General features: G+C 68.9%; 21 protein-coding genes and 7 pseudogenes. 11 read left to right on the forward strand and 17 right to left on the reverse strand.

Annotation, left to right across the window (positions count from 1 at the left end; all coding sequences use genetic code 11):
- Positions 1 to 287: 287 nt before the first annotated feature.
- Both ACZ4M3_RS34530 and ACZ4M3_RS34535 read right to left on the reverse strand, forming a co-directional pair.
- Positions 288 to 1,409 (reverse strand): tetratricopeptide repeat protein, encoded by a 1,122-nt coding sequence (locus ACZ4M3_RS34530; RefSeq protein WP_467739495.1) that lies wholly within the window; start codon positions 1,407 to 1,409, stop codon positions 288 to 290.
- Positions 1,406 to 2,680: an ATP-binding protein gene (locus ACZ4M3_RS34535; RefSeq protein ID WP_467739496.1), complete on the reverse strand. Its 1,275-nt coding sequence runs from the start codon at positions 2,678 to 2,680 to the stop codon at positions 1,406 to 1,408. Before ACZ4M3_RS34535 ends, ACZ4M3_RS34530 begins: the two co-directional genes overlap by 4 nt.
- A gap of 148 nt (positions 2,681 to 2,828) precedes the next feature.
- Here ACZ4M3_RS34535 and ACZ4M3_RS34540 point away from each other — a divergent pair, with 148 nt between their 5' ends.
- The 3 genes from ACZ4M3_RS34540 to ACZ4M3_RS34550 all read left to right on the forward strand — a co-directional run bounded on the left by ACZ4M3_RS34540 (position 2,829) and on the right by ACZ4M3_RS34550 (position 4,306).
- Positions 2,829 to 3,041: a 3-oxoacyl-[acyl-carrier-protein] synthase III C-terminal domain-containing protein gene (locus tag ACZ4M3_RS34540; protein ID WP_467739498.1), complete on the forward strand. Its 213-nt coding sequence runs from the start codon at positions 2,829 to 2,831 to the stop codon at positions 3,039 to 3,041.
- Between the two features lie 62 nt (positions 3,042 to 3,103).
- On the forward strand, positions 3,104 to 3,235 hold the full coding sequence (locus tag ACZ4M3_RS34545) for an SDR family NAD(P)-dependent oxidoreductase (protein ID WP_467739500.1): 132 nt from the start codon (positions 3,104 to 3,106) through the stop codon (positions 3,233 to 3,235).
- Between the two features lie 777 nt (positions 3,236 to 4,012).
- A complete protein-coding gene (locus ACZ4M3_RS34550; protein WP_467739502.1) occupies positions 4,013 to 4,306 on the forward strand; it encodes a hypothetical protein in 294 nt (97 codons plus the stop codon).
- A 269-nt stretch (positions 4,307 to 4,575) separates the two neighbouring features.
- On the opposite strand, the gene ACZ4M3_RS34555 is transcribed toward ACZ4M3_RS34550, so the two are convergent.
- From ACZ4M3_RS34555 to ACZ4M3_RS34565, 3 genes and pseudogenes are all read right to left on the reverse strand, one after another.
- Positions 4,576 to 4,710, reverse strand: coding sequence for a GNAT family N-acetyltransferase (locus ACZ4M3_RS34555; protein ID WP_467739580.1), 135 nt, complete (start codon positions 4,708 to 4,710; stop codon positions 4,576 to 4,578).
- A gap of 741 nt (positions 4,711 to 5,451) precedes the next feature.
- Positions 5,452 to 5,874 carry an ester cyclase gene (locus ACZ4M3_RS34560; protein WP_467739504.1) on the reverse strand — a complete coding sequence of 141 codons (423 nt, stop codon included), beginning with the start codon at positions 5,872 to 5,874 and terminating at the stop codon, positions 5,452 to 5,454.
- Positions 5,875 to 6,078: 204 nt separating this feature from the next.
- Positions 6,079 to 6,855, reverse strand: a pseudogene (locus ACZ4M3_RS34565) (helicase associated domain-containing protein); the annotation flags it as partial.
- 177 nt (positions 6,856 to 7,032) lie between these two features.
- Here ACZ4M3_RS34565 and ACZ4M3_RS34570 point away from each other — a divergent pair.
- Both ACZ4M3_RS34570 and ACZ4M3_RS34575 read left to right on the forward strand, forming a co-directional pair.
- Complete coding sequence (locus ACZ4M3_RS34570; protein ID WP_467739506.1) at positions 7,033 to 7,539, forward strand: RICIN domain-containing protein; 507 nt, start codon at positions 7,033 to 7,035, stop codon at positions 7,537 to 7,539.
- Between the two features lie 467 nt (positions 7,540 to 8,006).
- Positions 8,007 to 8,732: a peptidylprolyl isomerase gene (locus tag ACZ4M3_RS34575; RefSeq protein WP_467739508.1), complete on the forward strand. Its 726-nt coding sequence runs from the start codon at positions 8,007 to 8,009 to the stop codon at positions 8,730 to 8,732.
- Positions 8,733 to 9,127: 395 nt separating this feature from the next.
- On the opposite strand, the pseudogene ACZ4M3_RS34580 reads toward ACZ4M3_RS34575, so the two are convergent.
- Positions 9,128 to 9,277: pseudogene (locus ACZ4M3_RS34580) on the reverse strand (NF041680 family putative transposase); the annotation flags it as partial.
- 575 nt (positions 9,278 to 9,852) lie between these two features.
- Between ACZ4M3_RS34580 and ACZ4M3_RS34585 the strand changes: the two are divergent.
- On the forward strand, positions 9,853 to 11,901 hold the full coding sequence (locus ACZ4M3_RS34585) for a serine hydrolase (RefSeq protein ID WP_467739510.1): 2,049 nt from the start codon (positions 9,853 to 9,855) through the stop codon (positions 11,899 to 11,901).
- Positions 11,902 to 11,967: 66 nt separating this feature from the next.
- On the opposite strand, the pseudogene ACZ4M3_RS34590 reads toward ACZ4M3_RS34585, so the two are convergent.
- Positions 11,968 to 12,060 (reverse strand): annotated as a pseudogene (locus ACZ4M3_RS34590) (IS5/IS1182 family transposase); the annotation flags it as partial.
- Between the two features lie 116 nt (positions 12,061 to 12,176).
- On the opposite strand from ACZ4M3_RS34590, the gene ACZ4M3_RS34595 reads away from it, so the two are divergent.
- Positions 12,177 to 12,518, forward strand: coding sequence for a hypothetical protein (locus ACZ4M3_RS34595; RefSeq protein ID WP_467739512.1), 342 nt, complete (start codon positions 12,177 to 12,179; stop codon positions 12,516 to 12,518).
- Here the strand turns inward: ACZ4M3_RS34595 and ACZ4M3_RS34600 are convergent.
- The 5 genes and pseudogenes from ACZ4M3_RS34600 to ACZ4M3_RS34620 form a co-directional block, all read right to left on the reverse strand.
- Complete coding sequence (locus ACZ4M3_RS34600) at positions 12,466 to 12,693, reverse strand: hypothetical protein (protein ID WP_467739514.1); 228 nt, start codon at positions 12,691 to 12,693, stop codon at positions 12,466 to 12,468. The two genes, ACZ4M3_RS34595 and ACZ4M3_RS34600, sit on opposite strands and share 53 nt — an antisense overlap.
- 428 nt (positions 12,694 to 13,121) lie before the next feature.
- Positions 13,122 to 13,946, reverse strand: coding sequence for an MBL fold metallo-hydrolase (locus tag ACZ4M3_RS34605; RefSeq protein ID WP_467739516.1), 825 nt, complete (start codon positions 13,944 to 13,946; stop codon positions 13,122 to 13,124).
- 253 nt (positions 13,947 to 14,199) lie between these two features.
- Positions 14,200 to 14,547: an NAD(P)-dependent oxidoreductase gene (locus tag ACZ4M3_RS34610; RefSeq protein ID WP_467739518.1), complete on the reverse strand. Its 348-nt coding sequence runs from the start codon at positions 14,545 to 14,547 to the stop codon at positions 14,200 to 14,202.
- Positions 14,548 to 14,582: 35 nt separating this feature from the next.
- Positions 14,583 to 14,840, reverse strand: coding sequence for an NAD(P)H-binding protein (locus ACZ4M3_RS34615; protein WP_467739520.1), 258 nt, complete (start codon positions 14,838 to 14,840; stop codon positions 14,583 to 14,585).
- 870 nt (positions 14,841 to 15,710) lie between these two features.
- Positions 15,711 to 16,779, reverse strand: a pseudogene (locus tag ACZ4M3_RS34620) (IS630 family transposase).
- Between the two features lie 284 nt (positions 16,780 to 17,063).
- Between ACZ4M3_RS34620 and ACZ4M3_RS34625 the strand changes: the two are divergent.
- Positions 17,064 to 17,525 carry a hypothetical protein gene (locus tag ACZ4M3_RS34625; protein ID WP_467739522.1) on the forward strand — a complete coding sequence of 154 codons (462 nt, stop codon included), beginning with the start codon at positions 17,064 to 17,066 and terminating at the stop codon, positions 17,523 to 17,525.
- A 4-nt stretch (positions 17,526 to 17,529) separates the two neighbouring features.
- Here ACZ4M3_RS34625 and ACZ4M3_RS34630 read toward each other — a convergent pair.
- From ACZ4M3_RS34630 to ACZ4M3_RS34640, 3 genes and pseudogenes are all read right to left on the reverse strand, one after another.
- A pseudogene (locus tag ACZ4M3_RS34630) lies at positions 17,530 to 18,760 on the reverse strand (transposase).
- Between the two features lie 364 nt (positions 18,761 to 19,124).
- Positions 19,125 to 19,580 (reverse strand): bacteriocin immunity protein, encoded by a 456-nt coding sequence (locus ACZ4M3_RS34635; RefSeq protein ID WP_467739524.1) that lies wholly within the window; start codon positions 19,578 to 19,580, stop codon positions 19,125 to 19,127.
- Between the two features lie 375 nt (positions 19,581 to 19,955).
- The gene (locus ACZ4M3_RS34640) at positions 19,956 to 20,981 is read right to left on the reverse strand and encodes a hypothetical protein (protein WP_467739526.1); all 1,026 of its coding nucleotides are present in this window, start codon (positions 20,979 to 20,981) and stop codon (positions 19,956 to 19,958) included.
- A 195-nt stretch (positions 20,982 to 21,176) separates the two neighbouring features.
- Here ACZ4M3_RS34640 and ACZ4M3_RS34645 point away from each other — a divergent pair.
- Positions 21,177 to 21,630, forward strand: a pseudogene (locus tag ACZ4M3_RS34645) (dienelactone hydrolase family protein); the annotation flags it as partial.
- Positions 21,631 to 22,082: 452 nt separating this feature from the next.
- A complete protein-coding gene (locus tag ACZ4M3_RS34650; protein WP_467739528.1) occupies positions 22,083 to 22,259 on the forward strand; it encodes a hypothetical protein in 177 nt (58 codons plus the stop codon).
- On the opposite strand, the pseudogene ACZ4M3_RS34655 reads toward ACZ4M3_RS34650, so the two are convergent.
- Positions 22,251 to 23,328, reverse strand: a pseudogene (locus tag ACZ4M3_RS34655) (IS630 family transposase). The gene ACZ4M3_RS34650 and the pseudogene ACZ4M3_RS34655 sit on opposite strands and share 9 nt — an antisense overlap.
- Positions 23,329 to 23,606: 278 nt before the next feature.
- Here ACZ4M3_RS34655 and ACZ4M3_RS34660 point away from each other — a divergent pair.
- The gene (locus ACZ4M3_RS34660) at positions 23,607 to 24,239 is read left to right on the forward strand and encodes a hypothetical protein (RefSeq protein ID WP_467739530.1); all 633 of its coding nucleotides are present in this window, start codon (positions 23,607 to 23,609) and stop codon (positions 24,237 to 24,239) included.
- 67 nt (positions 24,240 to 24,306) lie between these two features.
- Here ACZ4M3_RS34660 and ACZ4M3_RS34665 read toward each other — a convergent pair whose 3' ends face one another.
- Positions 24,307 to 25,740: a PIG-L family deacetylase gene (locus tag ACZ4M3_RS34665; RefSeq protein ID WP_467739532.1), complete on the reverse strand. Its 1,434-nt coding sequence runs from the start codon at positions 25,738 to 25,740 to the stop codon at positions 24,307 to 24,309.
- Between the last annotated feature and the right edge of the window lie 167 nt (positions 25,741 to 25,907).

Below are 25,907 nucleotides of genomic sequence, written 5' to 3' on the forward strand. Positions count from 1 at the left end.
TGCACCCTGTTGCTGCGTACGCTGCGCACCGACCGTGCGGCGCACCGACCGTGCGGCGCACTGCCGGTGGCAGTGCGGCGGTTGCTGGTATTTGAAGGGCGCTCGTTGGCCTGGCGCCCCCGCCGAAGCGGCAGTGTCTGCTCCGGTGGGGGGCGCTGGCATCATCGACCCGTGATGCGAGGCCTTCCGTAGTGTGTCTCCGGCTCAGACGCGATGTCCCCGGTGACACGGGTAAGGCGCCGAATGCGGGTGATCTCGGTTTCAGTTCGCTTGCGTCCCCGAATGAGCTACCGGGCCTTGTTCTTGTCGAACCAGATGGTGGCCGCTATGGGCACGAGACCCGTCCAGAAGAGGAGGCGTGGCCCGTCCAGCCCTGCCCAGGGAGGCCCCGCGATCAGCAGGGCGCAGAGCATGGCCCAGCCCGATTGCGCCAGGACGACGCGGGCCCAGCGGCCGCGGCGGATCAGCGAGCGGACGTTGAGCTGCACCCCGGTGCGGAGCTTGCGGTAGCGGCGCCAGGCGCCGAAGCCCCAGATCGCTGCCATGATCACCATGGACCACAGCCGCTGGGCGATGGGCAGGGGCAGGGCGGGGGCCGGGTGGTCGTCCGAGGGGAACAGGTTGATCACGGCGCCTGCCGTGACCAGGCAGAGCAGAGCGAGCCATCGAGTGCCCCGTAGGAGGCGGTAGGTGGCACGGTCGAGTTGCTGCTGCATCCCTGGAGAGTCGGGCTGGCCGGCCAGTGCGCCCGCGAACAGTTCGGCGGCCTGTGCGGCGCTCACGCCCGGCGCCTCCGCGGCCTTCTTCGTCTGGCGGGCAAGGGCTTCGGAGTGGGTGGGGTCGATGCGGAGAATGGCCTCGTCGAGTTGATCGGAGACGGTGCCATTGCCGGCCGCACTGGCGATGCGGTGCGCGATCTCGTGGGCGTAGATGTCCTCGGGGCCCAGGCGCAGTGCCTCCATGGCCAGGCCGGCTGCCTCGCCTGAAACGCGATCCATCTCGGCATGGCTGATCGTCCCCGTGCCCGTCGTCCGGGCGTGTTTGACGATCGCGGCTCGCCACACGGCGTCCGCCAGCATGGCACGGGGGTATGACTCCTCGGGAGCTACGCGAACCGCCTGGCGCAGTACGGGTTCGACGTCGAGCCAACCCCCGTCGTCCACCATGGCCCGGGCGCGCAACATCAGTGCGCCGTAGTCCTCGGGGTCCAGCTTGAGGGCTTCGTCGGCCGCCTCCCTCGCCTGCCGCGGCCCCTCCGTGTTGAAACGGCAGTAGCCGATCTTGACCCAGGCGCGTATGTCGCCGGGATCCTCGGCGAGGTGGCGGCCCAGCAGTTCCAGAGCCTGGTCATAGCGTTCGAAGTCGATCAGCGCTTGGGCCTGTTCGACGGTCGGGTGCAGCGTGGTCACAGCTTCCGCCTCTTCTTGAGATAGGCGACCAGGTCGTCGTACATGCCGCCGTCGTTGGCGTACATCGCTACGTTGCGCGCCGAGGCGAACCACGGCTCCGTCGAGGGCACCGTCTGCTTCGCGGCAGCGAGCAGGTCCTTCATGCCGATCATGCGGACGACACCGGTGCGCACCGAATCGAGGAGCGCCGTCTCCGCCGCGGACTCGCACAGGTGGGCGAGGTCGGCCCCGGACAGCCCGTCGGTCATCTTGACGAGCTTGCCCAAGTCGACCTTTTCGATGGGGCGTTCGCGCAGGTGGTAGCGGAGGATCGTCTCGCGTGCCGGTGCGTCGGGGGGCAGTACGAGGAGCGTACGGTCGAAGCGGCCAGGGCGGCGCAGCGCGATGTCGACGTCCCAGGGGACATTCGTCGCGGCGAGTACGAAGACACCTTCGTTGGCGGCGGCGTTGATGCCGTCGAGCTCGGTCAGGAGCTGGTTGACGGTGTTGCGCATGCCCGCGCTCTGCGTACGGCTGCGCTTGCCGCCGAGAGCGTCCAGCTCGTCGAGGAATACGACGCAGGGGGCCTGGCGGCGGGCAGTCTCGAAGAGTTCGTGCATATTGCGCTCGGAGTTGCCGATCCACATGTCGAGCACGTCGTTGACAGACACCGACAGGAAGCTCGCACCGAGCTCTCCCGCGACGGCGCGCGCCACGAAGGTCTTGCCGCAGCCGGGAGGTCCGTAGAGGAGGAGGCCGCCGCGCAGGCTCTTACCGTACAGTTTGCGCAACTCCGGGTTGCGCAGCGGCGCGAGGAACGCGGCGTCCAGGCGGTCCTTGACCTCCTGCATGCCGCCTACGTCGGCGAGGCGTACGGTGCCCGGAGCGTCGACGTCCCAAGCGGGGGCTCCCTCGGGGTCGCCGCTGCCGTCGGTGGCGAGGGGTTCTTCCACGAAGCGCGGCGGAAGCACGTCCTTGACCTGGTCGGCGGCGGCGCCCCAGTTGAAAGTGGTATTGAGTTCGGGCTCCGTGGGTGGGGTTGCCGGGGCCGACGGAAGCACAGAAGGCGGCATTTCCACGGGCGAGGGCGTACTCATTGCGCGTGTCATCAACGCTTTTGCCTGACTGTCACCCGGCGCGTGCTGCAGCGCGATGGCCACCTGCGTGACCGCGTCGTCCTGCTGCCCGGCCTCCAGCAACAGGCCGGCCAAGTGCAGTCGCAGTGGTACGTCACCGGGTGCCGCCTCGACGGCCGTGCGCAAACTCTGTATCAGGGGAGAGACGTCAGACATGTGGCCACTTTACGTACTCACCGCTGCGGGTCATCCGCTGGCCCTGCGGGGCCTGATGAGCAGTGGCCGTTCGGCCTTCGGGAGCCACCGGACCCGTCCCTCGCGTGGGAGGTCACCGCCGTCCGAACGCGCCGTACGTGCCTGGCGCATGGCCCAATTCCACGAGACCGATACCGCTCTCGGCCTGTCGGCGCAGCGGTGCATGCTCACGGTCACCGACCACTGCAACGCCGCCTCGGCCGCCCTTCCCCTGCAACTCGCCCTGGCGCAAGAAGCCGGCCGCGTCGGACCGGGTCACCTGGTCTCCCTGATCGGCTTCGCCAGCGGCTCCATCCTCGGCGTCACCGTCATGCGGCTCTGACCCGCGGGCGGGGGAAGACCGGGACAGGGGCGTCAGATCACCGGGGACATGTGGAGGCACCGATGACCACCAGCGTGCTCGTGACCGGTGCCGGAAACGGCATCGGCGACGCCACCGCTCTGCAGCCGGCCCAGGCCGGCTACGGCGTGCTCGCCACCGCCCGCACAGCGGAAGGCATCTATCCCTGTTCGTAAACACGTGGCAGTCAGGGGAGAGGGGAGTATTCAGGGGGAGGGCGACGGGGCAGCGGAGCAGGGAGAGCAGCGGGGCGGTGAGCGCCGCCGCGACGCGGGCACCGGCCCGCGTACGTGAGTGTCGCAACAGTTCCGTCCTTCCGAGTCGATATCACCAGCCGGGCGACGACGCTCGGACCGGGGAAGACACGCCCCGGCGGCGTGCGGTGCTGCCCGGGGTCGGGCCGGCCGGGGCGCTGTGTCTGGTTGGAGATCCATAGCCCGGTCCGGTGCTCACCGTCGTCCCTTCGGGACATCTCGAGGTGACCGCGCCCCGGCATACCGCCCCCTCCCCGTTCCAGGTACTGCGCGAGGGCCTGAATGCCCGTCTGGAAGGCTGCCTCGCCGCGCTACGGAGCAGCAGGGGGGACGGACGCCGGGCGCAGTGCGCTCCGGTCCCGGTACCTGCCGAGGGTACCGGCCGCTGGGCTCTGTGCTCGCCCGACACGATGCGGCCCCGGGAAGGACAACCCGGAGCCGCACGCAGCCGACCCGCCCCACGGGCTTGCTGACGGGATATGAGACCAGAATGCCTGCCGCGACAACCCAGAGTCGGACGGCTCGCCGGAAAGCGAGGACACCTGCATGCGGGGGCAAAGATCAGCGCGAAGCCCCCCGTGATCGCCCTGCGCAGACGCCCGCCAAGTAAGGGAGCCCCGGGGCGCCGCGACGAGGACGGCTGTGACCACCATGACACTTGCGACCGTCAGGACGTGGCGGGAGCAGCCCAGTTCAAGTATGGGCATCGAGGCCCAGCTCACCTGTGCCCTCGTCGGCATCGCCATCGGCGTGCTGTGCTCGCGGCTGGTCTTCAAACGGCAGGGGTACGCGCTGGCCGCCGCTCTCGCGCTTGTGATGGGAGCCCTCTTCACCAAGGGTATGCCTCCGGTCAACCGCCTGTTCACCCTGATGTCCACGACCCCCCACGCGACGAAACTGCTCGCCCCCGCCGGCATCATGCTGGCGATCTCCGCGATGATCCTTGCCGTGTTCACCGCCGCCACGCAGTTCGTCGCCGGGCGCAGGGAATAGACCGCCGGCTCTCATCCGCCCCAGGGACCCTGCCGCTGGGCACGTGGTGAACGTGGCGGCCCTGCCGGGCGCTTCCTGATCAACTCCTGACGGGCGGTTCGGCCCTTGTCCGGCGACCAGGCGCCGAGGTCCTTGGCCATGACCCGCCCACCCGTGCCATCAGGCAGGAGGTCACCCGGCACACCGGTGTCCGTGAACCCGTGGCGCTCGTAGAGAGCGGCAGCCCTTTTGTTGTCCGGCATCACGGACAAACGTAGAGACTTGGCACCTCACTCGGCAGCCCACCGTGCAGCCTCCCGGATCAGGCAGTCGCCGACCCCTCTGCCCCGGCCCGCGGGACTGACCCCCATCGAGATCAGCTCAACGCTGTCCTCTGCCTGCTCAACTGGAACGCCGCTGGCCATCCCCGCATGACGACCGTCAACTACCGTCACGACATTGACTGCGCCGGGAATCCGCGCTCGCTTTGTCCGCCCTGCCCCTGCTCGGCACCGCCCCGCCAGCCTCGGCCGACGGACCCGTCTCGGCTGTCACCCTCCCCGCGGCGTCGGAGACGGCGTCCCTGTTTGAGGGCATCAACCGCATTCCCGCGGCCGCCGAGTCCCGCGAGGGCTACGTCCGCACCGCCTTCAAGCACTGGAACGCCGGCGCGATCGTGGACGACGGCTGCAACACCCGGGGCGAAGTCATCCTCCCAGGAAGCCGTAGAGCAGCCCGAGGTTGCTCCGGGCTGCTCTACGGCGTGCAGCGGGGTGACTCCCCAAGTTCCCGGTCGTCCTGGGCCGTATCCGTGTGCCGCGTCCCGGCCTGGGACGCCCGCGCACCCGTCCGGACAAGGTCCGCGCCGACAGGGCGTACGGCTCCCGCGCGAACCGCGTCTATCTGCGCAGACGTGCATCGGCTGCACGATCCCGGAGGAGCGCGACCAGATCGCCAACCGCAAGAAGCGAGGCTCCCACGGAGGCCGACCAGCAAGTTGGACAAGGACGACTACCGCGAGCGCGACGGCCGTGGAGTGCGGGATCAACCGTCAAGCGCCACCGGGCGGTAGCGACGAGGTACGACGAACTCGCCGTTCGCTGCGAAGCGGCCGTGCTGGTCGCAGCCATCAACGAGTGGCTGTGACCAGCACGATCACCGTATGGCTACTCAGTCTTCGGCCACTCCCATCCGAGCTGGAGGAAGAGGCCGAGGCGGTCACTCACGGCACGGATCTCGATGATCTTCCCCTCGGTCAGGGTGAAGATCCAGATCGCCTCGTTCTCGAAGCTCCGGCCAGTTGGGGCGGGCATGCGCGCGTGGGTTCCATCGTGGACTCCACGCTGAGTGACGCGAGCGACCACCCGGTCGCCCTCGCCGATCAATTCGTCCACATGGACCGTGAGCGGTTCGAACGCGACCAACTGCTGGCGAAGGCCCTCGAACGCGGCGCCCGGCTCGTCGACCTCCCCATGGATGATCTTGTTGTGGTCCACGACATTGTGTGCCATGAACCGGGGAAGGTCCGCGAGCCGACGGTCGCTGACCGCTTCGAAGAAGCCCAGAACGACCTTCTTGTTGTGATCCACTACTGCCTACACCCCCGTCTAATCGATTGTCAGTCAACGGATACTAATCACCTTGATCCACGGGCCCGTCAAATCGTTCGTGGCAGCCTGGCATGACGGGTGGGACCTCGGTGGCTGGGTAGAGGGTGAAGCCCTGGCCACGATCGGAGGCCAGGGCTTCAGGGCCCTGTGGGGAGGTGGTGTCCGGCAGTTGCTGCCGCGTTCGCTGGCCGCAGGGGTGGGAGAGGGCGCCTGGTCAGGCTGTACGCCGAGCTTGAGCAGCCGGTCCTGCTGCTCGGGCAGGAGTCGCGCCCAGGTGGCCGGCTGCTTCTGCTGCTGGAGCCACCGTCCGATGTCGTCGCCGTCCATCAGCACGCCGGGGGCGATGTCGGGCAGCTGCCCGTCGGCGTCGACCAGGTCCGCCAGGACGCGATAGTGCCGCTGCCGGTCCAGCGGCCACGGGCAGTCCCAGCCCTGGTCGATCGCGGTCAGCTGCGCCGCGCGCTCCGCGGCCCGGTCCGGATCCTTGCCCAAGCCGTTCTCGACGCCCTGGCGTCGGAGGTTGGCCATGTGCTTGCCCGGCGGGCATCATCTCGTCGTCTTCGCCCCGGACCCCGTCCTGGCGGGGCGCGAGGTGTCCGGTGGCCCGCCGTTACGACCGGGGCACGGCGAGCTTGGCCACCCACGCCTCTTCGCCGGGCTCCCACACCATCCCGGCCTCGGACGCGTCCAGGAGCTTCTTGGGCCGGTCCTCGAGCTCCCCGGCCCGCGGGGCCTTGCGCTGCTGGTGCACCCACCGGCCGAGGGGAACCCCTTGGTGACGCCGACCTCGGTCTCGGTGTCGTAGGGGACGGCGTGCACGCCGGTGATCCCGTTCTCCGCCCTCCGTCGGATCAGGGCCTGGTAGCCCTCCAGTCGCACCAGGCTGTCGGGCCGGTAGGCCTGGGTGCGCAGGAACGCGGCGATCGTGGCGGTGTCGCGCGGGCTGGAGAAGTGGAGCAGGCCGACTCGGCCGCCTGGAGGATCGATCCTGCGCCGCAGCGAGGGGGTCGGACCGGCTAATCCCGTTCCGCCCAATTTCATCCCTTCAAGTGCCTTATGAACTTGACCACTTACATTGCGTAGCCATCCGCTCTATCAATGGTGACTGTCAGTTCATTCTGTTCTTCTGGAGGCACCGTGAAGTTCCCCCGCCTGGCCGCGACCGCTGTCGCTCTCGTGTCTGCGGGTCTGCTCGCCTGTGTGCAGGCTCCCACCGCGTCCGCTGCCACGTTCACCGCCCAACTGGTCGCCCGCAACAGCCAGAAGTGCGTGTCGGTCGAGGGCGCGAGCTCCGCCAACGGGGCCGCCGCGGTCCAGTGGGACTGCCTGGACGCCCCGAATCAGCAGTGGAAGCTCGTGGCGACCAGCGCCGGCTACTACACAGTGAGCGCCGTGAACAGCGGCAAGTGCCTGTCCGTCACCGGCGCGAGTGTCCAGAACAATGCCACAGTGGTCCAGTGGGACTGCGTCAACGGCACCAACCAGGAGTGGCGGCTGGTCCAGAAGGACGGCGGCTACTTCTCCATCGAGGCCCGACACAGCGGCAAGTGCCTGTCCATCGCGGCCGCCAGCTCCCAAAACAACGCCGCGCTCGTCCAGTGGGACTGCGTGGAAGGCACCAACCAGCACTTCCGCCTCGGCTGAGGCAACCTCCGGCGGAGCCCAGGGCAACCTGGGCTCCGCCGGTCCCCGCCTATCGCTCATCAACCCGCAGTGAGAATGCTCAACCTTCGGTGCGACAGGACAGCCCGGTCGCCGCTCGGCCGTCCGGCGTCCTGCGCGGGCTGGGGGGAGGAGGCAGGGGGCAGGCTGGGTGCTTGGGCCAGGCCGACGGGGTGGAGGTGGGTGGATGGAGGTGGTGTTGCGGCCGCCGGTCGCGCCGATGCTGCCGCGAGTCCGCCGAGGCGATCACGGTTCCGCCCCGGGCTGGCTGTGGTGCGGCCGTCGCCTACAGCGCCAGTGGCTCCGTCGAGCAGGGACGTCAGCTGGAGGGCGATGACCTCGGGGGTCGGCCGGGCCGGCCTCCTGCCGTTGACTATTCCCGCGGACCGAACCCACGCCCTAGACTGCGACCGCCCAAGGACTTGGCGATCATCGGGAGGGCGTGCGAGATGAACCGGGCACTGATCAGCGCATTGGCGGCCGTGGCGTTAGTCGTGGCCGGGGGGAGTGTCGCTGCTGCTTCCGACGGCGCTCCGCCGCGCACGACGCACGGCCCTTGCCAGTACACACAGACCCCGGACGAGCCGCCGGCACGCTCTGTTCCGCTGCCGCCGGACCCGCGGCGCACCCCCAGTCGTGGCACGGTCGATATGGCTGTTCCGACCAGCCAGGGCCCGCTCCCACTGCACTTGGACCGGGCCAAGGCGCCGTGCACGGTCCAGAGTTTCCTGCACCTGGCACGGCATGGGTTCTACGACCGTACGGTGTGCCACCGCCTGACGGCGTACCCGACGCTGAAGGTCCTGCAGTGCGGCGACCCGACCAGTACCGGTGAGGGCGGCCCCGGCTACAAGTACAAGGACGAGCTGCCGGTGGACCTGCCGCCGGCACCGACCGATCCGACCGGCGCGCGCCGCCTCTATGGGCGCGGCCTGCTGGCGATGGCCAACGCCGGTCCGGACACGAACGGTTCACAGTTCTTCGTCGTTTACGGCGATTCCGCGCTGCGACCGAACTACACGGTGTTCGGCACGGTCGGCGCCGACGGCCTGACGACACTGGACAAAGTCGCCGCCGGAGGCATCGAACCGACCGCGGAGGACCCGGCACCGGTCGACGGCACACCCGTGCTGCGGACCGAGCTGTTCCGCGTCCGGCCGTCCAGCCGGCATTGAAGCACCGCGGCGTGGCCACGTCCTCGACGAGCGTGCCTGGCGTCTGTGGCCGCCCCAGGCGAACTACGCCGGCCGGGTGGAGCGTGTGGGTGCGGAAGCGGAGGGCTCCGGACCTTCTGCCCGGACTACGCGAAGCGCCCAAGGTCCGACCAGTGCACTCCGTACGGTGCCGCCCATGGACATAGCACCTATCGTCCGGTCCCGGCCCCATGCCGGGGCCGGACTCCGCGACCAGCACAGCCAGATGCCGGGCCATAGGGCTGGTGACTGACACAGCCGCCGGAGAAGACCGTCTGGTTTGTGTGCTCGGTCCACTACCGGCGCCCGTGGGCTGCGCCTGGTCCTGAGCTTGTCCTACCTTCCAAGCGTGGTTCTGAGCCGGTCGTTCGTAGGATCGGCAGGACCCAGCGGCGGCGGAGATCGGCCGGGGCCTGGGGGGTGAGCCGGAGCTGGGTACGCGCCGCGGTCACGAGCCACGTCCACCTGTCCGCCGCCTCGGGGCTGCGGAGCTTGGGACGGGTACAGCCGAGCGTCTGCTTTATCAAAGGCTTCGTGGTGCTGCCCCGCAAGTGGGTGGTGGAACCTGGCTGCTTCACTCCCGCCGGCTGGCCCGCGACTACGAGCGGCGTCCAGACTCCGGCGAGGCGATGATCCTTTGGTCGATGACCCGGCTCATGACCCGCCGTCTCGCTGCCCCGGGCCGGCGCGAGCCGGCCGAGGGCTCCCTGACCAGCCAGCCCCGTTCCACCAGCCGCCTCGCCCCGGCCCGAACCCCTTCCACCTTCGTCTTCGCCGCCCCTCCACCCCGAGCCCGGTCGCCAGCTCCTTGCACGTCACCGGCCCGGCCGCGTCGCCCAGGACCGTCACGGCCCGCTGATGCTCCGGCGACAGCACCGAGACGGGAAGTCCCGCCTGACCAGCGAAAACACGGTGATCAAGAACGGAAGACAACAGCCGTCAAACTCCGGCCACGGGGCAGAACCCGATCCTTGAGCCGCGCAGGCCCACCCAGCCCAATCCAGCCTCGCCGGCGATTGAGGCGCGGGGCACGGAGCGGAGCCCCGGTCGGGGGGCGCGGGCAGGACAGGCGGGAGCGGCTCGGCGGCGGGACAATGACGGCATGCGTACGCACCGCGCCCTCGGAGCGGCCGGGACTGCACTGGTGCTGGCCGGAACAGGGGTGGCCACGGCCGCCCCCGGCCCGCCCCCCGCCCCCAAGCCGCAACTCACCGACGCCCAGATCGACAAGGCCGTGGCCCGCCTCGATCAGACCATCACCGACCTGATGCGCCGCACCGGCGTCCCCGGCCTCTCCGTGGCCGTCGTCCACGACGACGAGGTGGTCCACCTCAAGGGCTTCGGCGTCCGCCGCACCGGCGAGCCCGCCAAGGTCGGCCCCGACACCGTCTTCCAGATCGCCTCCGTCTCCAAGCCCGTCTCCTCCACCGTCATCGCCGGTGCCTTCACCACCCCAGACGAGTGGGACCGTCACGTCACCCTCCCCGGCTTCGCCTTCAAGGACCCCTGGGTCACCGACCACGTCACGACCGCCGACCTGTTCTCCCACCGCAGCGGCCTGCCCGACCACGCCGGCGACCTCCTCGAAGACCTCGGCTACGACCAGTCGTACATCTTCAACCACCTGCGCCTGGAGCCCCTCACCGCCTTCCGCGCGAGCTACGCCTACACCAACTCCGGCCTCACCGCCGCCGCCGAGGCCGTCGCCCGCGCCAAAGGCACCACCTGGCAGAAGCTCAGCGCGGACATCCTCTTCAAGCCCGTCGGCATGACCCACACCAGCACCGAGTTCTCCGCCTACGTCAACGCCCCCGACCACGCGGCCACCCACGTCAAGAACCCGGACGGCACCTGGAGCCCCCGCTACGTCCGCGACCCGGACGCCCAAGCCCCCGCCGGCGGCGTCAGCTCCACCGCCCGCGACATGTCCCGCTGGCTGCGGCTCCAGCTGTCCGACGGCACCCTCGATGGCAAGCGGATCATCCCCGCCGCCACGCTCGCCCGCACGCACGTTCCCCAGATCGTCTCTCAGCCGCCCACCTCCCCCTCCGGCCGCGCCGGCTTCTACGGCCTCGGCTGGAACGTGTCCTACGACGACTCCGGCCGGCTGCGCCTGAGCCACTCCGGCGCCTTCGAACTCGGTACCAACGCCAACGTCACGATGCTCCCCCTGGAGAAGCTCGGCATCGTCGTCCTCACCAACGGCGCCCCCGTCGGCCTGGCCGACGCCGTCGCCCTCGATTTCCTCGACGTCGCCCAGCACGGCAAGGCCACGACCGACTGGCTTCCCCTGCTCGCGTCCGTCTACGCGAAGGAGATCGACAACGCCCGATCCCCCACCGACTACGCCCACCCGCCCGCCTCCGCCAAGCCCGCCAAGGACAGCGCCGCCTACACCGGCACCTACGACAACCCGTACTACGGCAAGGCGACCGTGACGGCCGACAACAAGGGCACGCTGACCCTCGCCCTCGGCCCCAAGCCGATGCTCTTCCCGCTCACCCACTACTACGGCGACACCTTCAGCTTCGAGACCACCGGCGAGATGGCGGCCGGCCGCACCGGCGTGACCTTCGCAGCCGGCACGGTCCGCGTCGAGTCCCTTGATGCGAACCACCTGGGCACCTCACCGAGCAGTAGGCCGCATAGCACGTCCCCGATGCGACGCAGAGCCCAGCCACCCCCCCCTCGCCCCTCACCCAGCGCGCCGGCATCGACCGGTCCGGCTGCGCCTGCCGCCCGACCGAGAGGGAAGCCGGCCGGATCTCGGCGGCTACCTCGCCGCGCACTACGCGGGCGGAGCCGGCGCCGGGGCAGTGCTCTCCGCAACCGGCACGGCAGCCTCCTCGACGTCAGCACCACCGCCCGGACCAGCGAGAACCTCGGCGAGAACCTCCCGCGCAGTCACGAACCGCTCCCAGAACAGCTCCGCGTCGCGCAGCTCGGCAAGGGTCCGATCGGCTTCCTCGCGCAGCACCTCAACCCGCTGCTGGGCACCCCGTTCCCGCTCCTCCAGCAAACCGACCACCGACGGCATTCCCGAGGCTCCGCCCGAAACGACACGACATGTCCTCTCTGCCACGGAACCAACGACACCATGCCTGACCAGCAGAAAGTCAGCGATCAGGCACGGAAAGGAAACAGCCTCTGAGGCGGTTGATGCACCACTCGACGGTGTTGCGCTGCTTGTAGGCCTCCGCGTCAAAGCCGGGCGGACGGCCGTGACGGCGATGGCGAGGGGCCGTGCGCGGCCGTTTGCGGCCAGGTGGACCTTGGTACTCAGCCCGCCGCGGGAACGTGCGATCGCGTCGTCTGTTCCTCCTGTTCGTCGTACCGCCTAGACCGTCTTGGCCGCTGGGGGCCGTGGTCGGGGCTGCCGCGCTGCCGGCCACGGCGTAGGACCGTGACCACCGCCGACATCCGCGGGTGGAGATCAGCCGGGTCCAGGCCGACAGCCTCGGACGTGACGACCGCTCGAACCGGTCACTCACCGGGGAGGGGGTGGAGATCACCAACACCACCCGCGACGCCGTCAACCTCCGGGGCTGGACGCTGTGTGACGACGACGGCAACTGCTACCGCTTCGACCACGTCCGCTTCGACGGCCGCGCCACCATCCGTAAGCCGGTCACCTTCACCTCGACGTTCCTGGGCGCCTTCGGTGTCCTGAATTCCAAGGCTGAGGATCTGCCTTGCGGGCTGAAATGCCCGCCGGTCAGGCGTCCTTCTGGCGCTGAGGCTTCTTCCTCGTCTTCACCCCGCCGATGATGAGCGCCAACCCCACGGCGACGATGCCGAGGTAAGCGGTTGACGGCAGGTGGACGACCTTGGGTATCCAGCCCCACTGCGTGCCGAAGAGGGTCTGCGAAGCGAAGGTGACGAGCCCCTGGGCTCCTACGACGTAGCCGATGCTTTCGAGGGTGTATCCGACGGTTGTTCGCACGGATCAACGATCTCGCGGAGGTGCCGCAAGATCGTCCTCCTCAGGGCCGAAAACGTAGTAGGCCAAAGGATGTCGTCGTGTGCGGCGAGCACCGGCGCAGCACCCTGCCGCGGCCGAGGAGTGGTCGAGACCGGACGGAGCGAAGACCGCAACCTCGTATGCCCAGCGCATGGGCCAGTCGAACTTTCGGACCGACTGCCGCGGTGTGCTGCACCATGACGAGTCGTGGGGCAACAGCGTCTCCTCGGGCAGTGTCACTGCCACGGCTGACTCGAGACCTGGGTCCTGGTGTCGCAACGCGGGCCCACAGCCCAGTAGGCCGGTCGGCTTTGTTCCTGCGCGCCTAGGGTGACGGGTCGAAACCATGATCGATTCGCGGGGGGCCTGGGCAGGCATTGGGTCCCCTGGCTGGGCGTCGTGGCGGCTGCTCAGGTGTGGACGTGGAAGTCGATGCTGAGGGGAAGCAGGAAGTCGGCCTGGTGGTGGTCGGGGTAGCGGCGGGTCATTTCTGCCAGGGCCTCCTCTCGGCCGGTGGCTGATTCGGTGACGGTGAGGAAGTCGTGGAGGTAGCGGCGGATCTCCTCATAGCGTGTCGTGTCGCCTTGCGGGCCGTGGCCGGGGTGGACGGTCACATCGGTGCCGTAGCGTTCCCGCAGGGTGTCCAGGGCCGACAGCCACGACTGGATCTTGTCCCTGGTGACCTGCGGGCCCTCCCAGGCGTGGACGCCTGAGTAGACCAGGTCGCTCGTGAGGACCGCGTTGGCGGCGGGGACGTGCACCACGGTGGTGTGGTCGGCCTCCGCGGCGGGCCAGTCGGTGTCCAGCCGTAGGACCGCTCCCTGGGCGAGTGTCAGTTCCGGGCGGTCCGCGACCTCGATGAGGCCGTAGTCGAAGCCGTCGGGGTTGGCGGTGCTGCGCGGCTTCATGGTGGGTTCGGCGTCCAGCCAGCCGACGGACTCCATCCAGGCGGTGAAGCCGGTGATGTCGTCGGCGATCTTCCGGGATGCGACGAGTAGAGGCACCCGCGGGAAGCGTTCGGCGAAGGCGCGCAGCCCGATGTAGTGATCGGGGTGGCCGTGGGTGACGACCACCGCGAGGAGCTGCTTGCCGGAGGCGGCTACCTCGTCCGCCAGCTCGGTGGCTTCCGAGCTGCTGCGAAGGACGTCGATGACGACGAGGATGGTGTTATCGGCCACCAACCAGCTGTTCACGCTCGCTGTCGGTGCGGCGAACCTGGTCACGGTTACGGACACGGATTTCTCCCATAGGGCTAAAAAGGGGCAAAAGCTGCATAGCGGATTGTGTCCCACTCGGGTGTGCGGCTTTGGGAACCCGGGACGGCGCGGCAGGTCCGCAGATGAGCTGTAAAGGGGGTCGTGCTGTCGGCCGTGCTTCCCCGGGGGTCGGTGAGCTTGTTCGACTCGGCCACCGATCGGGTGACACGCTTGCCCGATTTGCACAGGTCAGGGGTCCAAGCTGCTCACCCGAACCCCAAGCTGAACAAGCTCAGTAGGCGACGGACATGCGGGCGCGCGGGTGCGTGGTGCGCTCGATTTCGTCGACAAACGCGATGGCGTAGTCCTCGGCGCTGATGGCGCTGTTGCCGTCCGCGTCGGTGAGGAGGTCGTCGCCACCGGTGCGGAAGACGCCCGTGCGCTCGCCCGGCGCGATCGCCGCGGCGGGCGAGACGGACGTCCACAGCAGGTCCTCGACCTGGCCGAGCGCCTCCAGGAGGTCCGCGTGCGCCAGCGCTTCCTCCCGGTACTCCGCCGGGAAACCGGGAGCGTTGATGAGGCGCGCACCACCGTCGGTGTTCAGTGAACCGGCGCCACCGACGATGACGACCCGCCGCACACCCCCGCGGCGGACTCCCTCCAGAAACGCCTCGTTCAGCGTGAGGAACGGCGGACGGGGGTCACTGCGGTCCCGCAGCGGCCCAGCGCGGAGGCCACCGCGTCAGCGCCGCCGACCGCCTCGGGAACCTGATGCACCGAGCCTGCGTGGACCGGCACGGCCGTCAGCAGCGGATGGTTGAACGGCGCCTGCCCGGAGCGGGAGACGGGCACCACCTGGTGACCGCGCTGCACGGCGTCGGCGGCTGTACGGTGCCCGATCATGCCGGTGGCACCAAAGAGAACGATCTGCATGGGGAACTCCTCGTCGTCGGTCCGACGCCGCGGCGCGGCCTTCCAGCACCTTCACTATTCCTGCACCCAGCCGGTAGCTCACTGCCAGGCACTCCTCCAACTAGAAGGTGGGGCAGCATTCGGCCGGGTAGGGGAGCGACTAATGATGGTGAAAAAACGCCAGCAGGGCGGCGGACGGGAGAAGGCGATCCGCGAGGTGCCGTTTGCGGCGCCGGCCGGGGTGCCCTCAGGGGTGGAGGTGATGTCCTTCGCCTTGCTGCGAGCACGGCTGCCGGCCAGGAGCATGGCCGGACCCCAGCGGCCGTCCACTTGGTAGTGGGCTCCTGCCGCCGGCGAGTGGCGGAGCGCGGAGAAGGCCCATAGGTAGCCGGCGTGGTTGAGCCGGTCGTTCTTCACCCAACATCTGGGGCGGACTTTTTGCCCGAGGTGCGCCTGCCCGCCCATATCTGCCAAGGCGAACGTGTCCGCGAGGCTGCCCTGCAACGGCTGAAACCTATCCATAAGAGGGCTAGGCGGTAGGCAGGAAGCCTTGGCATCCCTGTTGAGCGGCCGCCGTGAGGAGAGCGGATCCGGCCGGATCCGCTCGGGGAGAGGTCCCGGCTCATTTTGGTACGGCCCGGTAAGAACCTGTCAGGTGGGTGAAGTTGCGTCCGGGATCCGGGGGTTGCGGACGGCTAGGGTGAGGGACTTCCCCGACTGCTGGCGGAGGTTTTGCCCGGTTTCCGACAAACTGCGCGTTCAGGCACCGAGCAAAACCGTCGTCTACGAACTCGGCTTCCTGGTGGACCCTCCCTCCGTCGCCTCCGACATCAAGGGCGCCTTCGGACCCGATGCCTGGCAAGGGGTGGCGTGACGGCGCTACTGAGGTTTTCAGGGTGGGGTCGGTGGGTTGATAGCCAGACTTGTGGCGGTGAGGCAGCCGTCGATCAGGTGGGGTCTGATTTGGATTCTGCGTAACTCGCGGCGGAGTGTGCGGTCGAGGTCGTCGGGTGTGGCGAAAGCGGTGTTGGCCGTGGCTCTGCGCACGAGTGACCAGAAGGCTTCGACGGGGTTCAGGTCGGGTGCGTGGGGCGGGAGGCGGACGGTGGTGAGCCAGTCGTGCTCGGCCTCGAACCGTTCAGTCCGGCGGCCAGGTGGGTGTTGAGATTGTCCCAGACCACCACGACCGGGCCGTCGAGCTGGAGGTGTGCCCGCACCAGCAGGTCGCGGTAGTCCTTCCAGGAGAAGCTCTTGCGTGCCCCCTTGAGCAGGAGATGGGTGCGGGGGCGGTAGATGAGGCGGCTCTTCTCACCGGGTTTGTAGCAGCACGGGGCGGCGACCGAGGTCCGGCGGCGGGGCCTGCCACGGGCGCGGATGACGGGGTGTGTCCGCGTCGGTCCCAGGGCGGGCACGGGGCGGAGTCATCGAGAAGCCGGCTTCGTCCTCGAAGACGATCCAGGCCCCGGATGCCGCCGCGAGGCTTTTACCCGCGGCCACACCTCCTTCTTCCACAGCGCCACCGCGTGCTCCTCACACTCGAGGGCTCTGCGAGCGGGTGCCTGCCAGGACCAGCCGTGCCGTTTCAGCAGCCGCCACACCGTCGCCACCGACAGCTCACCCGAAGATGCCGGCGGATCACCGTCTGCACCCGGGCCAGGGTCCAGCGTTCGTCGTCGAAACCGTGTGCTGACGGGCCTTTGCCGAGTTGCTCCTCGAGCACGGCGAACTGGGCGTCGGTGAGGGTCGGGGAGTTCGCCGGGCCCGTGGAACGCAGGCCCTCCGTGCCGCCCTCGCGCCATGCACGACGCCAGTGTTCCACCGACCGCACACTCACCCGCAGATCTTTCGCGATCACCGCGGTCTTCTCACTCGCCGCGAACCGTTCGCCGGCCTGAAGCCGGATCCCCTCACGAAACGCCCGACGCTCAGCTGTCAGGCCCCCACCCTCCGGATACCTCACCCCACCGGCATACCGCAGGGATCATGAACCGTCACCACCCGATGACAACCCGAAAACCTCAGTAACCGCCGCCTTGTTCCCCTCCAGGACCGGTAGGGCTGTGCTCCCAGTGGGTGCCTCCCTTACTCGTGAACACCGCCTATTCGCGCGAGGTTCTGGCACAGGTTCCGTGCAGCAGTGACTGAGCGTTGCGAGCCGGGAGGTGGCTGCCTCGCTGGTCAGGACTGGATTTGATCCGACCCTACGAGGTTAGGGTGCTGATTCACGAACCGGGGAGAGCTGACGTGCACGACAGACCGCGGATAGAGGAAACCCTCGATGTCCTGCGCGCCGAGCTGGAGGTTGAGCGATCGGCGAAGACCGAGTTGACCACGCGGGCTGCATGGCTGGCCTTCATGCGATTCGCGCGGCTGCGCTTTGCCACCGCGCCCACCCCCGACTCAGACGGCTTGCTCTTCCAGTACGGCACGTACGCCTTCAGCGGGCGTCCGATGTTCACGGTGGACCTCACGCGACAGTTCGACATCAGCGACGACGGCGGTGAGCACGACCACTACGTACAGATCCACTGCGAACTCCGCTACGAGTGCGAACCCGCCCTGGACGCCCTGGGAAGCTTCAACTCCTGGTTCTTCCATGACGCCGACGTGGACCTCGACGAGTGGCTCGCCGCCATGGAGGGGCACCTAGAGCTGTTGCTGGCTCGTGTGCCCTCCGAGACCGATGCGTACGAGGAGCCGGTCTAGGACGTCACGCCAGCAGGACTCGTTTACGCAGGAGGTCAAAGCCAGCGCGGCCGAACATCTGACGCTTCAGCATCTTGATCCGATTGACGTGGCCTTCGACGACTCCGGAGTTCCAGGGCAGGGTCAGGCCGGCAATGACGGCATCGAGGTCTCGGTCGATGCCCGCAGCGAGAGTGTGGAGGCTGGGAAGGTCGTCCTGCCGGACGGCGTCGAGCCAGTCCGGCAGGCGTTCGCCCTGGTGCCCGGTGAGCATGGCCGCGAAGGACCGGACGTGACGGGTCAGGGCGTCGAGTTCGGGGCAGCGTGTGTGGACGGACTTGAGTTGGAGCTGCTCGGACTCGGTGAGGGTATCCGGGTGCCGAAGGATCCATCCGGCCACGGCGCGGGGCGAGGGCGGTCCGGCAGTCACCGGCCGTGGTGAGGTGCGTTTGTCGTGCAGGTAGGCGCGGACGCGCTGGTAGCTGCCTTTGTAGCCGAGGGGCAGGATCTCCTCCCAGAGTTTCCAGGCGTTGGTGCAACCCTCGTTCCAGCGGTCGTCCAGGTAGGGCTTGTAGTCGTCGAGAATGGAGGGCCGGTTCTGCCATTGGCCGGTGAAGAGGTCCTCCGGCTTCGCGGCGACGGCGAACTGTTTGACGGTCCGCCAGGTCATCCCGAGTTGTCGCTGGATCGAGCTCGATTGGACGGCGGGTTTCGACATCCACGAGGACGGTGCCGTAGTGGCGGCCCTTGCGCGTGGCGTACTCGTCGACGCCGACCACCCGCGGCGCCGGCACTTCCGGCTCGGGCAGCGCGTTGACCAGACGCAAGACAGTACTCCGGCTCACGGACACTCCGAGGACGGCGGCCAGCCGGGCGCCGGCCCGGCCAGCCAGGGCGAGACCGAGTGCCGCGAGGGTCGAGCGCAGTCGTTCCGTGCGCTGACCATGCCTGCGGGTCAGGCCGGATATCTGCTCCACGAAGGTCCGGCGCCGACACAAGGTCGTCCGGCACCGGAACCGCCGGACGCGAAGCTGCAGCACGACCCTCCGCCCGGCGCTGGGCACGTCGGCAGGAAACCGCAGGTAGGAACTGTGAACGCGGGTCGACCAGGTCCCGCATTCCGGGCAGGCGGCGCCAATCGTGGTGCACTTCGCGTCAACACGCACCATCGCGATGCTCACGTCCACCGACAGCACCGCGATATTCGCGATCGACGGGAACAACAGCTCCTTCAGTCGGAGCACGGCCTCTTCCACAGCCCCGCACTGTCAGCCCAACTGCCCTGACCACGACTTATTTTTGGGCGACTTCGAGCGCTGCCCGGCGACGCTCAGCCGTCACTCACCGTGGCCACTGCACGGAAGCTGTGCCAGAACCTCGCGAGCATGTGACTCCCGATGTCATGTCAAAACAACGTCGCTACTCGGTTCTGGCACAGATCTTGGGGAGCGGTCGCTGGGGGTGACGGTAGCGTTCGATCCGAAAGGGACGGTTACGCCCCCCCAGCCCTCGTCGGTGGGACGAAGGCCTTCGCCGAAACGGGCACCGGCTCCTGCCGCCTCGCCAGCACCCGTGCCCGCGCCGAACAACAAGCCACGGCCAGCTGACTTCCCCCGCAGCTCAGAGCGCGATCGGCCGGTACTTCAGGGCCTGATCGACAATCTGCTCCGCAGACGCGTCCTGAAGGCCGTCCGAGGGGTAGAAAACCAGGTTACTCACCTGGGGATGTGACACGTTCGCCTCCAGGAGCCGCAGATAGTAGTCGCTCTCCGCAGAGGCAGTCAGGAGTCTGCGAACGATCTCAACGAGCTCGTCCCGGGTGATGTCCACAATCACGGGGCGAGCCGGCCGGGCCGCCTCCCTCGCGAACTCCTCCAGGCTCCTGCTTCCGTCGTACTCGGCGAAGTCAAGGGCCACGTAGCCGTGACCGGTCATCGCGTTGAAGGCCGTGATCGCCTCGCCTGCCGCCTCCGGGCGGGCGACCAGCAGCTCAGCGATCCGCTCTACCTCGGCGCACAGCTCGCCCAGCCGTTGCCGGCTCACGGGCGGCGGCAACAACTCCGGTCTCAGGTCCACAGCTCGAATTATGTCCGTCGGCACCGACACGCCCCAGCCGACCTCTCTAGCTGCTGTCAGTCCCTCGGTTCTGACGCAGGTCTTCGGCGGGCTCGGAGTGCTGCTGGAGCAGGACCATCTTGCGGAGCAGTTCAAATCCAGCTCGGCCGTAGAGTCGGAGGGGGAGTGCGAAGCCGGTGAGGCCGGGTAGCTGGCTGGCGTCGACGGCGTCGATCCAGGTGGGGAGTGTGGAGCCGAGGCGGTCGGTGAGTATCTCGCCGAAGTCGCGGACGTGTCCGGCGGCCTTGTCCAGTTCGGGGCAGCGGGCCGGGACCTCCTTCAGGCTGGCCCGGTCTTCCTCGGTCAGGGCCGTGGGGTGCCGGGTGAGTCAGCCAGTCACCTGCCGCACCGACGGGGGCCGCGGCGGCGCGCCAGACGGAACCCAACGGAGGTCGGCGATGTGGCTGCGGACCATCTGGTAGGTGACGGGCGCGTTGTCGGCGACGAGTTCACTGTGGAGGCGGGTGACGCTGGTGCATCCCTCGGCGAAGCGTCGCTCCAGGTAGGGCTTGTAGGGGCCCAGTCTGCTGGGCCCGGGGCGGTTCTCGCGGATGGTGTCCTGCCAGCGTGCGGCGTTCGCGTACCGGAGCACGGTGTTGAGACCCCAGCCCAGGTGCCGGGCGATCGCCCGGCGCGAATGGCCTTGGGCAAGCATCTTGTGGACCAGGGCATGTGCTGCCTTCTTGCGCTCGACCCGCCGGCCGACGGGCTCCGAGTCGTCCTGCGGCCGGCCGGAAACCAGTCGGGGGGCCTCCGGCAACATGCTGACGGGTGAAGGATCACGCAGGTAGTCGCGATGGGCGGCGACGCAGGTCTCCACCGCCCGGCCGAGACCCTGCCACAGATGGAACCGGTCAGCGACCTGCAGCGCGCCGGGGGCACCGCGGCGGGCACCCTCAGCGTAGGCGCCAGCCCGGCCCGGCAGATGATCTCCACGCCGAGCTCGCCGTCATCGCGCAAGACCGTGACCTGCGACCTTGTCGTGTCATCGGGGAGCGTGGCAGGCACCCAGCGGCGGAATGAGGAGATCGACACGTCCAGCTTGTGCTCGTCCCGCAGGCGCTGGTGGATCGCGGAGACGGTCACCGTTCCCAGCAGGTTCTTGATGTAGTCGTGGTGCTGGTCGATGTCGGGCCAGGTGATCTGCCGCAGCCGCCGGTCGGCGAGTTCGGGATACCGGCTCTTGATCAGGCTGGCCCAGTCGGCCTCCCGCATCGGCGGCCCGCCCGGCGTGATCCCGGACGCCTCCGCCGGCTCCAGGTACTTCCTGATCGTCTTGCGGTCCACCCCCAGCGACGCAGCCAGCTCGCTCTTGGAGCGGCCCGCGTACCAGTGGACGTAGATCTCGGTGATGTCGACCAAGACGAACGTTCTCCTTGCCATCCGGGCTGACCATCGGCCTTCCGAACCACAGGCCCAGGGCCGCCCACACGCCTCCGCGATGACCAGGTCCCTCGATCCCGAACTCCGTCGTACCCATGGCCAATTAGGAGAAGTCGGGATGGGGAATTGCATGACGCTCAAACCACCCGAGATAGGGAAGAACGTGAACGCTCACACCTGCCGCTGCTCACTGATCGCGGCCGGATGCGGGGCATCGGCCACGCGGCGCTCGACGTGCTGCGCGTCGAACCGCGGACCGACCCCGACCGGATCGCCGCTGTCGGCTACGGCGGCACCAGGGTCGCCATCGCGCTGGAACTGGGGCGCGACGGTGTCAACCTGCGGGCGATCGGGACAGTCAACGCGACTACCACGGGCCGGCCGGGCGAGGCGGAGCGTATCCGCCGCCCGGTGTGGGCCGGTGTCGGATCGGATGACCCGATCATGCCGCCCGCGCAACGGGACGCGTTCGCCGCCGAGATGCAGGCGCCTCGTGGTCTACGGCGGCGCCTTGCACGCCTTCCACCACCCGCCGGTCGACCACCCTGTGGTCCCCGGCGTCGGCTACCATCCACGGCACGCGCAGCGAGCCAGGCGCGACGTCGTCGACCTGCTCTCCGAGTGCCTGTCGTGATGGAGGACCTGGGGGCACGCCCCAGGCAAACAGGCTGGCGGCACGACTGGTCAGCAGCAGAGCCATTCGGGCGAATGTTCGATCACGGAGACGCTTGGCAACTGCATGGCTGGTGCCGGCTCTACTGCCGCGTACTGACCGTCTCCTCTCCTCGAGTCCGCACCGCGGAGCCTTGACGTGATCACCGCGGCCTGCGGTGGGGCATCCCGGCCGCCGGGGGAGGGGCACGCATTACTGCGGCAGAGCTGGAGGGGGGACAGGCATGACGACCGAACCAGTGGCCGGACTCGGGAGCGGGGCGCGCCGTGTGGGCCGCGCGCCCGGGTGGTGTCCCTGTCCGCCCCGCCCGCGTCGTACACGGCGGCAGTCGGGGCGGTACCTCACCGGCGCGGGCATCGCGAAGTCCTCCGCACGGATCTACCGTCTCGCTCACGACACGGGGGTGGATGCTCGCCGGCGAACCCGCGCCGATCGGACCCGCCCACCGGGGCGCGAAGCCGCCCGTCTTCCCCGTCGCCGCGATCGACGACCCGGCACTGCCGGAGGTCTTGGCCGAGCTGGCGGCGGCGCGGGCGGCCGAAGTGGATACCGACACTGTTACTGACTTCGGCGCTTCAAAGTGAGGCTGGGTTGTCGAGGGCGTGGCCGGTGCCGGCTATGAAGCCGTCGACGGTGTGGGGCCGGTATTGAAGGCGTTTGAGGCGATTGCGGACGAGGGTTTCGAGACGGTCGAGGCCATGACGGCGAGGTTGCCGAGGCTGCGTTTGACGTGGGCCCATACCCATTCGACGGGGTTCAGGTCGGGTGAGTAGGCGGGCAGCAGGAACACCGTCAGCCACTCCCGCTCGGCGAGGAGGTGGCGCATCCTGCGGGAGGCGTGGGTGTTCAACCGGTCCCAGACCAGCAGGATCGGGGCCCTGACCAGCTGGTGGACTCCGTCGACGAGTGCGATGAAGTCCCGCTCGCCCATGCTGCGGCGTGTTCCCTTGCCCGCTGGATGGGTCCGCAGGCGGTGACACAGCCCAGTCCTCGAACCCGCTCGCATCGCGATCAGCCCGGCCACCGACAGCCGCCCCGAGCGTCGTCCGCTGACCGTCACGACCGGGGTGATCCCTCTCCGGCGCCAGGTCCGTCCCCGGGGCCGCCCGCGGGTGAGGCCGGCTTCGTCCTCGAAGCAGACATAGCCCTCGCAGGCCGCCCTCGCCCTTTTACCTCCGCCCAGGTCGCCTCCTTCCACACGGCGACGGCCTGCTCGTCGCGTTCGGCGACCCGCCGGGCGGGGACCTGCGGACTGAAGCCCAGTCGGTGCATCAACCGGGTGGCCCCGTAGACGCTGTAGGTGATGTGGAACTTCCGGCCGATCAGCGTGGCCACCCTCGAGGCGGTCCATACCTGGTCCTCCACCCAGCCATGAGCGGCCGGCCCCTGCTCCAGATGCGCGGCCAGCTTCTCCGGAGACCGCGGGGACAGACGACACCGCGACCCGCTCGGACCGCGGGAGGCCAGGGCCTGAACGCCACCCTCCTGCCACAACTGGTGCCACTGGTAGGCCGACTTCACGCTTACCCTCAGCCGCCCTGCAACCTCCGACGGCTTGATCTGCTGTTCAAACAGTTCCGCCACCTGCATCCGTACAGACTCCCGACGCAGGCGCCCCGTCGGAGTCAGCCCGCCCCCATCCGCGTATCTCACACACCCCGGATACAGCCACTCGCCCGGACCCGTCAGGGACTTCACAAAGATTCACTCCGACGAGTCGAAGTCAGTAATGTGGAGGCCCGGTCATGGGGCGTGGAGGGGGATCCGTGGGTAAGTACCGTCTACCGAATCCGTTCCGCGCCCTCCTGGCCGTCGTGCCTGATCTGCGCTGGCTGCGCGGGCGGCTCGTGAACGGACCGACGGACCCGGAACCTCTGAGCCGAGTCCGATTGCGGGAGCGGGAACGGACGGTCCGGGCGGAGTGGGAGGCGATGCGCGAACAACTCGCTCCTGCAGCGGCGGAGCACCTGGCACGAGTGGGCGAGCTGCTGGCCGACCCGCGCCTTGAGTTCACACCCGCCCTCGGCCAGAACGCGGTACGACGGGATTACCTGGCCGCTACCGAGGCGTACCACGCTGCGGGCAAGCTGCTGGACGAGGCGCAGGACCTGCCGGACCTGGCGGCCTGCGTGGTGCTCGCAGACCGCGCTGTGGAACTGTTCGCCGCCGCCCGCGCCCGGCACATGGGGCAGCGCCCGCCCGTGCCACGTCCTCGCTGCTTCTACAACCCACTGCACGGGACCGCCGTTGATCCGCCTCGCAACCAGGGCGTCCGCAAGGGGAGGCGGGTGGTCGCCCGGGAGGCCGCCGCAGCGCGCCGCCCTGCATGCGAACCCTGCCGACTGGCTCTCATCGCAGGCGAGTCCCCCAACGTTCTGCCCGCTCTCTGGACCGTCCGCGACGAGCGCAACCGCCCGGTGACGGTGCTCGTGCCCTACTACACACTGCCCTGTCAGGCGTCCATCTGGTCGGGCACCGGCTGCGGCGCCTACGACGACGGGGCGCCCGGCCGGGTGCTGCGCGGAGAGCACCGGCGCGGGACGGTCCAGCCACCGGCTGGTTGACCCTGTCCGGGAGCAAGTACCGAAGCCGACCGGACCGGTCCTGGAAAGGCTGACCACCTGTCCGGCGTCATGACGGGGGAGGCGGCCCGAGCGCCCACCGCCAGTACAGCCCCGGCCGGGCGGGGCCATCGCAGCTCACGAGTTCCAGGCGCGGACTACGGTCGGTGTCGCGGTTCCGACGCGGGAGGGAGCGGTCGTTCTGGTAGAGGCACATGTTCCCGGCCCCGGCCAGCTTCCAGGCCGCCCGCTTCCACGTCGCACTGATCCAGGGCACCCGCTGCCACACCTGTTTCAACTCGAAGACCCGGCACGCCTGGAGCCGGAGGAGGCTTCCCGCCGCGGTGAGACAGTACGCCGGGTCCAGCCGGCTCCTGAGAGTGCCGTCGGGTCCAGCGTCCCATTTCTGCCCCGCGGATCCGTCGCAGCCGAGGATGCGGACCTGGCTCGTACGCCGGGAGCCGTTCGGCGCGGCCAGACACTGCTCGGGTGAACTGCCCGAGTAGCGCGTCGTGCGGCCCACGTCCCCCATGATCTCGCCCGGACGCGGATCCCTGTGGGTGCGTCGATAACGTCTCTCGACCCAACGCCGGTAGGTCTTCGAGAGCGTGGCCTCGTAGATCTTCATGGCGGGGCACACGCGTTCGCGCGGGCACTGGCTCTGCGCCATGTACCACCGGGTGAGGCGTTCCTTCTCCGCCGTCTCGGCCGCTGTCAGGTTCCTGGGCAGCCGTGCCACCGGGTAGCCGAGGTAGGGAACCACCGGGGTTCCCGTACGGTAGGCGGCCTCCCGGGCGTAGCGCGCGGTGATGCCGTGGTCGCTGTGATCCACGCGGCCGTCCGTGCCCTTCGCGAACGACGCGATGTCGGGATCCAGGGTCAGAACGTTCTCCGCCCGGCTCTGCCGGATGAGGGAGACCAAGACCGACAGCAGTTGATCTTCGGTATACCTCCTGCCGTCCCACAGCGGGGCGATCGCCTTCCTGCGCCCGTCGAACAGGTGCAGGAGACTGTCCGGCTCGCTTCCCTGCGGCCGGCCGTCGTGCAGGCCCAGAAAGGTCAGCCTCACGTCCCGGACCCGCCCTTGGTTCGCAAGCCGGAACGACCGGATACTGCGGCCGTCCGCATGCACGTTGTCCTGTTTCCAGGCAGAACCGGCTCCCGCCATCTCCGCATAGGCCCTCCGGATGCCGTTCTCCCTGTTCATGATGTAGTTCCTGGCTTCCGTCGGCACCTCCTCGTCACCGTCGCCCGCCGTGAGGTACACCGCCGAGACGAAGCACCCCGCCCGGATGGTCGACATGACGTCCGGATTGACGAAGAAGAGGTCGTCGTCGGGGTGCGCCACCACCACGAGGGTGCGCCGGCAGCCGGACGGCCCGCCTGCGGCGGCCGGCCCACCGAACCCGGCGGAGCCGACGGGAGAGCAGGGCGCGAGCAGCGCCGCGCACAGGGCCAAGGACGACACGGTCACGCGGGTGCGCGCACGGAGAGCGATTGCCACGCAGCGCATCCTTCCGCTCTGCCTTCGGGCATTCGTAACCAGTACTACGGGAGTCCTGCCCGGCTCGCACGCCTGACGCCGCCCCCCGGGGACCCGCGCACGCCCCCACCGGCCCGCATATGGCACTGAACCCCCGTTTCTTCGAATACGTGTACTAATGCGCGCCT

The sequence above is a fragment of the Streptomyces sp. NPDC026522 genome, assembly GCF_055567555.1.

Coding starts and splice junctions, on each gene's coding strand:
- ACZ4M3_RS34535 (WP_467739496.1), bottom strand. CDS start 2,680: ATGTCTGACGTCTCTCCCCTGATACAGAGTTTGCGCACGGCCGTCGAG.
- ACZ4M3_RS34540 (WP_467739498.1), top strand. CDS start 2,829: ATGGCCCAATTCCACGAGACCGATACCGCTCTCGGCCTGTCGGCGCAG.
- ACZ4M3_RS34545 (WP_467739500.1), top strand. CDS start 3,104: ATGACCACCAGCGTGCTCGTGACCGGTGCCGGAAACGGCATCGGCGAC.
- ACZ4M3_RS34550 (WP_467739502.1), top strand. CDS start 4,013: ATGGGCATCGAGGCCCAGCTCACCTGTGCCCTCGTCGGCATCGCCATC.
- ACZ4M3_RS34555 (WP_467739580.1), bottom strand. CDS start 4,710: ATGGCCAGCGGCGTTCCAGTTGAGCAGGCAGAGGACAGCGTTGAGCTG.
- ACZ4M3_RS34575 (WP_467739508.1), top strand. CDS start 8,007: ATGAACCGGGCACTGATCAGCGCATTGGCGGCCGTGGCGTTAGTCGTG.
- ACZ4M3_RS34585 (WP_467739510.1), top strand. CDS start 9,853: ATGCGTACGCACCGCGCCCTCGGAGCGGCCGGGACTGCACTGGTGCTG.
- ACZ4M3_RS34615 (WP_467739520.1), bottom strand. CDS start 14,840: ATGCAGATCGTTCTCTTTGGTGCCACCGGCATGATCGGGCACCGTACA.
- ACZ4M3_RS34650 (WP_467739528.1), top strand. CDS start 22,083: ATGCTCGCCGGCGAACCCGCGCCGATCGGACCCGCCCACCGGGGCGCG.
- ACZ4M3_RS34660 (WP_467739530.1), top strand. CDS start 23,607: ATGCGCGAACAACTCGCTCCTGCAGCGGCGGAGCACCTGGCACGAGTG.